At 34.9% G+C, this 9493-nt stretch carries 9 protein-coding genes; all 9 read left to right on the top strand.

Annotated features, from left to right (window positions below; all coding sequences use genetic code 11):
* The first annotated feature begins 690 nt into the window (after nucleotides 1–690).
* The 9 genes from KA878_RS12705 to KA878_RS12665 all read left to right on the top strand — a co-directional run bounded on the left by KA878_RS12705 (nucleotide 691) and on the right by KA878_RS12665 (nucleotide 9313).
* Nucleotides 691–1524 (top strand): YitT family protein, encoded by an 834-nt coding sequence (locus tag KA878_RS12705; RefSeq protein ID WP_053030679.1) that lies wholly within the window; start codon nucleotides 691–693, stop codon nucleotides 1522–1524.
* Between the two features lie 215 nt (nucleotides 1525–1739).
* Nucleotides 1740–2537, top strand: a complete 798-nt coding sequence (locus tag KA878_RS12700; protein WP_053030677.1) for an ABC transporter ATP-binding protein — start codon at nucleotides 1740–1742, stop codon at nucleotides 2535–2537.
* A gap of 77 nt (nucleotides 2538–2614) precedes the next feature.
* Nucleotides 2615–3574: a FecCD family ABC transporter permease gene (locus KA878_RS12695; protein ID WP_398577053.1), complete on the top strand. Its 960-nt coding sequence runs from the start codon at nucleotides 2615–2617 to the stop codon at nucleotides 3572–3574.
* Nucleotides 3571–4587: a FecCD family ABC transporter permease gene (locus KA878_RS12690; protein ID WP_075108864.1), complete on the top strand. Its 1017-nt coding sequence runs from the start codon at nucleotides 3571–3573 to the stop codon at nucleotides 4585–4587. Before KA878_RS12695 ends, KA878_RS12690 begins: the two co-directional genes overlap by 4 nt.
* Before the next feature lie 236 nt (nucleotides 4588–4823).
* Nucleotides 4824–5786: a dihydroxyacetone kinase subunit DhaK gene (gene dhaK, locus KA878_RS12685; protein WP_193839667.1), complete on the top strand. Its 963-nt coding sequence runs from the start codon at nucleotides 4824–4826 to the stop codon at nucleotides 5784–5786.
* A gap of 32 nt (nucleotides 5787–5818) precedes the next feature.
* On the top strand, nucleotides 5819–6400 hold the full coding sequence (gene dhaL, locus KA878_RS12680; RefSeq protein ID WP_075108866.1) for a dihydroxyacetone kinase subunit DhaL: 582 nt from the start codon (nucleotides 5819–5821) through the stop codon (nucleotides 6398–6400).
* On the top strand, nucleotides 6397–6777 hold the full coding sequence (gene dhaM, locus KA878_RS12675) for a dihydroxyacetone kinase phosphoryl donor subunit DhaM (RefSeq protein ID WP_075108867.1): 381 nt from the start codon (nucleotides 6397–6399) through the stop codon (nucleotides 6775–6777). The genes dhaL and dhaM overlap by 4 nt, the downstream gene beginning before the upstream one ends.
* A 145-nt stretch (nucleotides 6778–6922) precedes the next feature.
* Nucleotides 6923–7423 carry a hypothetical protein gene (locus KA878_RS12670; protein ID WP_053030666.1) on the top strand — a complete coding sequence of 167 codons (501 nt, stop codon included), beginning with the start codon at nucleotides 6923–6925 and terminating at the stop codon, nucleotides 7421–7423.
* Between the two features lie 822 nt (nucleotides 7424–8245).
* Entirely contained in the window at nucleotides 8246–9313 is a 1068-nt protein-coding gene (locus KA878_RS12665; RefSeq protein ID WP_193839666.1) for a YkvI family membrane protein, read from the top strand.
* Nucleotides 9314–9493 lie beyond the last annotated feature (180 nt).

The raw sequence follows: 9493 nt of genomic DNA, 5'->3' as shown, positions 1-9493 counted from the left end.
AAATAAATAAATTGTGATGTGTTATATTACACCGGGTGCTAGCGCTGTACTAGTTCAAAATGAAAAGGGAGCGGGACAGAATTCTTTTGAATTCGTCGTCCCACCCCCGCAAGGATGACTAGAACTGAGAAAAGCTTGATTTAAGCGCCTTCTCAGTTCAGTCAGCTACTGCGAATTTGCAAAATAGCTTCATTATATTATTTATGTCCCAGCCTCTTTTCTCAGTTTTTTTCGTTTTTGGGTGAGACAGACAAGCTATCGATATTATAATGATTGATAATTTTAAGATAAATGATAAAAACCAAGTATGTAGAGTGAGGAGACACTCTATATACTTGGTTTTTATGGGAAATGAATATTAATGTACTTGTAACGGTAAGGACTAGGTACTGTCACAGTACTTCGAGCAAAATTTGTTTTGTTACTATAAACAACACAAAGGAGATAACTTCTCTTATTAAGAAGTTATACACATTATAGCAAAAGGAATCGCTAAAGTAAACAAAAAATTCAGAAAATTTATATTTATTTATGATTCTCTTTATTTATAATGAGGATTCAAACGAGAGACAAGACAATGATATGGTTAAACATTCATGGTTTTAATCCCTTTTCAAAATGAATATTGTAGCCTTGCTAGTGAATGTGCTAACATTTTTAGTGATATTACAATTAAAGGGGTTGGTATATGTGAATAAAAATATTAAAGATTTACTTTTGGTCATACTAGGCTCTTTCATATTTTCAGCTGGGGTAAATGCGTTCATTATCTCAGGTAATTTAGGAGAAGGTGGGGTAACAGGTATAGCTATTGTTCTATATTATGCGTTTCACATTTCTCCAGCCATTACAAATTTTGTAGCTAATGCATTACTCATCATAGTTGGATATAAATTTTTAAGTAAAAAAAGTATGGTATTGACTATAATAGCAACTGTATTGATCTCCGTTTTCTTGAGTTTAACTGAGCAGTGGCATGTTGAAACAGGAAATGTCATCATTAATGCCGTTTTTGGTGGCTCTTGTGTTGGATTAGGTATTGGTATTATAGTTCTCGCCGGTGGTACCACTGCAGGAACAACGATACTAGCCCAAATTGCTAATAAATATTTAGATGTTAGTACGGCATATGCCTTGTTATTTTTCGATTTAATTGTTGTACTTATATCGTTAACGGTACTACCTTTACAAATGGCATTAGTGACAGTTATTTCACTGTACATAGGTACAAAAGTGATGGAATATGTGATTGAAGGTTTAAATACTAAAAAAGCAATGACAATTATTTCAAGTAAGCCAGACCAAGTAGCGAAGGCAATAGATGAACAAGTAGGGCGTGGCCTTACCATCTTAGATGGGCGAGGCTATTATAGTCGTGAAGAAAAAGACGTCCTTTATGTTGTTGTTGCGAAAACACAAGTATCTAAAGCAAAGAAAATGATACGTAAGATTGATAATCATGCCTTTTTAGTTGTCCATGATGTGAGAGATGTATATGGCAATGGATTTTTAATTGATGAATAATTGATAATAGTGAATGAATGAGGTTAGGTGTTTTCATTGATTGGTAAAGGTTAAATGACTCTGCCAATCCATAAAATGCCTAACCTTTTGTGCATTAATTACAAATAGTCAGTTGTTTGCAAAGATGTTATAATACATCTATTGACTATGATAATTATTATCAATTGACTATTTCAATCATATCCAAAGCTATTTATTATGAAAGTAGGGAAAGCATGAATCGTTTAAAAGCACAACAAGTGGAAATAGGTTATGGGGATCATACGATTATTAACAATTTAGATGTAGAAATTCCGGATGGCAAAGTTACGTCAATTATTGGCCCTAATGGTTGCGGTAAATCTACATTATTAAAAGCATTATCGCGCTTACTAACAATAAAAAATGGTGAAATTCAATTAGATGGTGAAAATATTCATACACAGTCTACAAAAGAGATTGCTAAAAAAATTGCGATATTACCACAAACACCTGAAGTAGCAGATGGCCTTACAGTTGGAGAACTTGTGTCTTATGGTCGTTTCCCACATCAAAAAGGATTTGGACGACTATCTGCTGAAGATAAGAAAGAAATTGATTGGGCTTTGACTGTTACTGGAACTTCTGAATTTAGACATCGCTCTATTAATGATTTAAGTGGTGGTCAACGCCAACGTGTTTGGATTGCGATGGCACTTGCTCAAAAAACAGACATCATTTTCTTAGATGAGCCTACGACATATTTAGATATCTCACATCAATTAGAAATATTAGAATTAGTACAACAATTAAATAAAGAACAAGGTTGCACAATCGTCATGGTCTTACATGACATTAATCAAGCGATTCGTTTTTCTGATCATCTTATTGCAATGAAGAAAGGTGATATCATTGCTTGTGGCCCTACGGAAGACGTGCTAACGAAAGATATTTTAGAACAAGTATTCAATATTGATGTCGTGCTTAGTACAGATCCACGTACAGGGAAACCATTATTAGTCACATATGACTTATTCCAACGTAATTATTCATAATATATAGATAAACTAAGAAAAGGGAATTTATCATGATGGAGAAAGATAAAAAAGTAAACATCGGTTTTATTGGCTATATGATTTTAGTCTTTGTGTTGTTAATAGGCGCATTGCTCGTATCTATCTTGATAGGCGAAGCAAAAATTAGTTTTTCAACTATTATGGATGCTATTTTTCATTATAATCCTAAAAACCAACAACATAACATTATTAGTGAGATACGTATACCGCGTGATTTAGGTGCGGTATTAGTAGGTATGGCACTGTCAGTTGCAGGTGCTGTGATTCAAGGTGTAACAAAAAACGGGCTCGCTGATCCGAGTCTAATTGGTTTGAATTCAGGTGCTTCATTTGCGTTGGCATTAACGTTTGCCATTTATCCCTCGGCGCCATTTTTAATGCTTATGTTTGCAGGGTTTTTAGGCGCAATGCTAGGTGGCTTTATCGTCTTAACGATAGGGCGATCTAGACGAGATGGGTTTAACCCTATGAGAATTATTTTAGCCGGTGCTGCTGTAAGTGCATTATTAACGGCTTTAAGTCAGGGTATTGCGTTAACATTTAAACTAAACCAAACACTAACATTCTGGACTGCCGGTGGTGTTTCAGGTACGACTTGGAAGCAACTTATGTGGAGTGGCCCAGTAATTATTATTGCTATCATAATCATTATAGCAATGAGTAAACAACTAACGATTTTAAATTTAGGTGAAACCCTTGCGAAAGGATTAGGACAGAATATCACGATGATTCGTGGTGTGAGTCTATTCTTAACGATGATTTTAGCTGGTGTTGCCGTGTCTATGGTAGGACAAATTGCCTTTGTCGGATTAATGGTACCTCATATTGTTAGATTTTTAGTGGGTACTGATTACGCCAAGGTATTACCATTAACTGCGTTGTCAGGCGGTTTGCTCATGATATTAGCTGATACCATTGCACGTATGTTAGGTGAGGCACCAGTGGGCGCTATTATTTCGTTTATTGGCGTACCTTACTTCTTATATTTAGTTAAAAGAGGGGGGCGCACAATATGATACATCCAAAATTAAGACGTAAACAAATCATTACGTTAATCATCTTTTCAATACTATTATTAGCAGCATGTACATGGAGTGTGTCTTCTGGAGAGTATAAGATACCCGTAGATCGATTTTTAAAGACGCTTATTGGTCAAGGTGAATATTATGATCAATTAATTTTAATGGAATTTAGATTTCCTAGAATGTTAATTACGATTTTAGCAGGTGCAGCGCTTAGTTTAAGTGGTGCTATTATTCAAAGTGTCACTAAGAATCCAATTGCCGAACCAGGTATTTTAGGTATTAATGCTGGCGGTGGTTTTGCTATTGCTTTATTTATTTCAATTGGTCATATTAATCCAGATAATTTTGTATATGTATTACCGCTAATAAGTATTGTTGGTGGCGTAGCAACCGCTATTATTATCTTTTTATTTAGTGTGAATCAAAGAGATGGCATTACACCTTCAAGTATGGTGTTAATTGGTGTAGGGATGCAGACAGCTTTATATGGTGGTTCTATTACACTTATGTCAAAATTTAACGAAGATCAGTCAGAATTTATAGCGACTTGGTTTGCTGGTAATATTTGGGGCGATGATTGGACATTTGTGATTGCAACGATTCCATGGCTTATCATCATCATTCCATTTCTGTTATACAAATCTAATGTGCTTAATTTAATTCATACACATGAGCATATTGCCAAAGGGCTTGGCGTGAAGATTGAACGCGAGCGTATCGTTCTATTCTTTATTGCGGTTGTATTATCTTCAATTGCTGTTGCAGTTGCAGGTGCGATTGCATTTATTGGTTTAATGGGGCCGCATATTGCAAAATCAATTATTGGACCACGCCATCAACTCTTTTTACCAATTTCAATTGTAGTAGGTGCTTTCTTACTTGTTCTATCAGATACGATTGGTAAAATTATTCTCGAACCAACAGGTGTACCTGCTGGTATTGTAGTTGCTATTATCGGCGCACCATATTTCATTTACTTAATGTATAAATCAAAACGCATATAATAAAGCGAAAGTGACACTATATAATATCTCGTATCTAAGTAGTTCAATACTAAATTTTTCATTGATACGAGTGATCCTCACGGGAGTGGATAGATTTTCTAGCATAACGACGAAATCTAGTCCATTCCCAATTTTTTTGTAAAAAAATGAAAAATATAACGACATGCATGTAAATGTTAGCGCATACATTGTGCTTGATTTATAATTGAGATGATAGCCAAGGGAGGAAATTGCATATGAAAAAGCTAATTAAACAAAAAGAGCACTTTTTAAAAGACATGTTGGATGGTTTAGTAATAGCAAATGATGATATCGACATCATCGCAGAAACGATTGTCGTACGACGTCACAAGAAATCTCAAGGTGTGGCAATTGTTTCAGGTGGCGGTAGTGGTCATGAACCCGCTCACGCAGGGTATGTCGCACAAGGAATGCTTGATGCAGCAGTGTGCGGGGAAGTCTTCACCTCACCGACACCAGATAAAGTATTAGAAGCAATCAAGGCTGTCGATACAGGTGATGGTGTGCTATTAGTTGTTAAAAATTATGCCGGTGATGTAATGAACTTTGAAATGGCGCAAGAGATGGCTGAAATGGAAGGCATTCAAGTAGAAATGATTATTGTTAAAGATGACATTTCAGTATCTGAAGCAACACAAAGACGTGGTGTTGCCGGTACAGTATTTGTGCATAAATATGTAGGCTATTTAGCTGAACAAGGTATGACATTAAAGGATATTAAAGAGAAAGGTGAAGCAGTTGCTTCTCAAATTAAAAGTATTGGTATGGCGCTTACACCACCAATGGTTCCGACGACAGGACAATATGGCTTCGATATTGATGACAATGATATTGAAATTGGCATAGGTATTCATGGCGAAAAAGGCATTGAACGCATTCAATATGAAGAAATAGATGGTATCGTTGAACGATTATTGGGTCGATTACTCAAAGAAAGCCAAGCGCAATCATTAATCGTTATGATTAATGGCATGGGAGGTACACCATTATCTGAATTGAATATCGTAACTAAATTTAGCGCACGTTATTTAGAGGAACAGAACCGAGAAGTCGCACAATGGTTTGTTGGTGACTACATGACTTCACTAGATATGCAAGGTTTCTCAATTACTCTATTACCTAGCGATGAAGCGCTATTAAAAGCCTTACAAGCGCCTACAGCATCACGTTACTTTTAACAGAAACACTACTTTCAACTGAGGTGATAAAAATGGATGTTAAAGAAATGAAACAACGTTTGTTAGATTTGGAGACAACTTTTTCAGAAAAAGAAACAGTATTAACAGATTTAGATAGAGCAATTGGTGACGGTGATCATGGTGTTAATATGTTACGCGGCTTCAAAAGTTTGAAAGATAAGCTAGATGATAGTAGTATGGCATCGCTGTTTAAAACAACAGGTATGGCATTAATGTCAAATATTGGCGGTGCATCTGGTCCATTATACGGATTTAGCTTTGTTAAAATGTCTAATGTCGTTAAAGATGATATTGACAATGATAATTTAAAAGCTGTCGTTACTGAATTTGCAAATGCGATTGCGCAAAGAGGTAAAGTGCAACGTAATGAGAAAACTATGTTTGATGTTGTAGATCGTGCACGTGAAGCTTTAGAGAATGAAGAAACATTAACATTTGAAGTATTGCAACAATTTGCGACTGATACGAAAGCTATTGAAGCTACAAAAGGACGTGCAGCATACTTTAAAAAAGATTCAATAGGTTATGTTGACCCCGGTGCTCAAAGTATGGTGTATATCTTAAGCGCTTTGATTGGAGATGATATCAAATGACATCAATCATAATTATTAGCCATAGTGCAGATATTGCGAAAGGCACTAAATCTTTACTTAATCAGATGGCCAAGGATGTAAACATTATCGCATACGGTGGTGTCGATGGCGGTATAGGTACCTCATTTGATGACATTCAAAATATTATCAATGACCTAGAAGATGATGCACTATGTTTCTATGATTTAGGATCATCTGAAATGAATATCGATTTAGCGATTGAAATGTACGATGGCCCCCATCATATTAAGAAAATAGATGCACCAATTGTAGAAGGCAGTTTCACTGCAGCAGTCAAATTGTCAGTTGGTGGAACTACTGATGAAGCGATACAAGAAGTTGCACAAACGTCATTTAAAGCAAATGCATTTGACTAAAATCTAGGTTAATCAGCTGTAATATAATAATCATTGATATGTGCAAAATAAATTTTATAATTAAGTAATTTATAAAATGAAAATGACAAATGATTGTGATAAAATAGGTTATTATAGTAAAGCGAAAGAGTAGGTGGGCAAGGTCATGCAAAACAGCATCAAGGAAAACGTTTTAAGTGGAGAATTTGAACAAGTTAGACAGATAATGGCCAAAGCAGACTTTCTAGATTTTGAAGAAGCCTACATTTCATGTGCACATGAACATGAAAGCATGATGTTTTATACTTGTATTTTATATATGATTAAATTTGAAGAAACGTCTGAGTTGCATGATTTAGCATTTCTATTACTTGTGTATCCGTTAAGTGAAATTGAGGGTGCATTAGATTCTGCGTACTACCATGCGCAAGCATCCATCCAATTAACAAATGGTAAAGAAATTAAGAGTCTATTGCAAATGTTATTATTACACGCAATTCCAGAGCCTGTTATTACAGATTCTGAAGCTTTCAAAGTAGCTAAACAAATTTTGAAATTAGATCCAAGTAATCATGTTGCAAGAAATGCACTTAAAGAAACAGCTAAGCGTATGGATAATGTTGTCGTTGATATTAACGAATTACAACAATATGGAAATTCTAATTAGGAAAGATAGAGGGTCCGGGACATAAAGTTCCTGGATAAGTGAAAAGAGACAATTTCTATTGAAATAATATAGAAATTGTCTTTTTTATAATTTTTCTGATTATTCTCAGCTCGTTGAGTTGTTATTTTTCTTATATTAAGAGTCTGGAACATAAATAATATAATAATGCTAATTAGCAAATTCGCAGTAGCTGACTGAACTGAGAAGGCGCTTAAATCAAGCTTTTCTCAGTTCTAGTCATCCTTGCGGGCGGGGCCCCAACAAAGAGAATTTCATCAAGAAATTCTACAAGCAAAGCAAGCTGGGGTCGGGGCCCCAACACAAAAGTGATTTTACAAGCTAAGCAAGTTGGGGTTACGACGAATTTAAAAGAATTCTGTCCCACTCCCAAATCCTAGTTCTCTTTTGACTTTATATATCCATTGTACAGACATTCAAGTGAAACCCAAGGTAGCCTTCATAAATTCAAAAACAGACCCCACATCAATTTTCCTTTGACTGTAGATGATTTTTATTTTTGATTTTGCAAGCATTCTATTAATTTGGGCTTTAAAGCATTCCCAATTATAATGCTTCATTCATTTTTTCTAATGTGATATTTATCATAAACGTAACATAAATTACGATGTGCTTAGTTACTTATTTATGGAAAATGAGGTAAGAATAATAATTTTTTTAGAAATTTTAAATCTTTAATAAGCGTATATAACATAGTGGTTATAGCCGATAAACGGCGTGTCGCAACTAGTATACACTGTTGCATATTATTTGTAGTACGTTATAATGCACAATGTGTCAAATTTAAGGAGGTTATATTTTCGCATGGGATTAAATAAAGAAGCTGTAAAAATTGGTTTCGCCTATGTCGGCATTGTAGTAGGTGCCGGATTCTCAACTGGACAAGAAGTTATGCAATTCTTTACACCGTATGGTTTATGGTCATATATCGGTGTACTTATTTCAGGTTTAATTCTTGGTTTCATTGGTAGACAAGTAGCTAAAATAGGTACCGCGTTTGAAGCTACAAACCATGAGTCAACATTACAATATTTATTCGGAGAAAAGTTTAGCAAAATCTTCGATTATATATTAGTATTCTTTTTATTCGGTATTGCAGTTACTATGATTGCAGGCTCTGGTTCAACATTCCAAGAGAGTTTTGGTATACCTACATGGTTAGGTGCCTTAATTATGACGATTGTCATTTATTTAACATTATTATTAGACTTCAACAAAATTGTGAGCGCGCTTGGTATCGTAACACCATTCTTAATTATTATGGTAATCCTTATTGCCGTTTACTACTTATTTGCAGGTAGCGTTCCATTAAACGAAGTTAATAGTACAGTTGATAAAACAAGTGCATTTTGGGGTGTAATTAGAGGCTTAATGTACGGAGGCCTAGCTTTTGCAGTTGGCTTTAGTACGGTTGTTGCTATTGGTGGCGACGCTTCTAAACGTAAAATTTCAGGTGGAGGTGCAATGTTTGGCGGTGTGATTTACACAATCTTATTAGCCTTAATCAACTTTGCATTACAATCTGAATATCCTAAAATTAAAAATGTTGAAATTCCAACATTAACATTAGCTAATGCTATACATCCTTGGATTGGTCTTGTTTTAACTGTCATTATGTTAGCAGTTATGTACAATACAATTTTAGGACTATGCTATTCATTTGCAGCACGTTTTACAGAACCATATAGTAAAAAATATCACATTTTCATTGCTATTATGATGGTTGCTGCGTTTATTCTAAGCTTTGTAGGATTTGCAGACTTAATTAACTTCCTTTATAACATCATGGGTGTTGTCGGTCTGTTTATCGTAGTTGCAGTATTAATTAAATATTATCTACGTAAGAGTGATAATAAAGACCATATCGCTTAGATTTAAAACAGCTATACTTTACAATTTAAATTGAATGTTTTAATGTTAAAGAGGTTGGGACATAAATAATATAATGAAGCTATTTTTGCAAATTCGCAGTAGCTGACTGAACTGAGAAGGCGCATAATTCAAGCTTTTATCAGTTCTAGTCATCCTTGCGGGCGGGGCCCCAACACAAAA

Source organism: Staphylococcus sp. GDY8P57P (genome assembly GCF_017892585.1).
In the GTDB taxonomy this organism is placed as follows: domain Bacteria; phylum Bacillota; class Bacilli; order Staphylococcales; family Staphylococcaceae; genus Staphylococcus; species Staphylococcus borealis.
This window is presented reverse-complemented; position numbering and strand designations above follow the sequence as displayed.

Excerpts from the sequence above, each read along its gene's own strand:
- KA878_RS12670 (WP_053030666.1), top strand. The coding sequence starts at position 6,923 with ATGCAAAACAGCATCAAGGAAAACGTTTTAAGTGGAGAATTTGAACAA.
- KA878_RS12700 (WP_053030677.1), top strand. The coding sequence starts at position 1,740 with ATGAATCGTTTAAAAGCACAACAAGTGGAAATAGGTTATGGGGATCAT.
- dhaK (WP_193839667.1), top strand. The coding sequence starts at position 4,824 with ATGAAAAAGCTAATTAAACAAAAAGAGCACTTTTTAAAAGACATGTTG.
- dhaL (WP_075108866.1), top strand. The coding sequence starts at position 5,819 with ATGGATGTTAAAGAAATGAAACAACGTTTGTTAGATTTGGAGACAACT.
- KA878_RS12690 (WP_075108864.1), top strand. The coding sequence starts at position 3,571 with ATGATACATCCAAAATTAAGACGTAAACAAATCATTACGTTAATCATC.
- KA878_RS12665 (WP_193839666.1), top strand. The coding sequence starts at position 8,246 with ATGGGATTAAATAAAGAAGCTGTAAAAATTGGTTTCGCCTATGTCGGC.
- KA878_RS12695 (WP_398577053.1), top strand. The coding sequence starts at position 2,615 with ATGATTTTAGTCTTTGTGTTGTTAATAGGCGCATTGCTCGTATCTATC.
- dhaM (WP_075108867.1), top strand. The coding sequence starts at position 6,397 with ATGACATCAATCATAATTATTAGCCATAGTGCAGATATTGCGAAAGGC.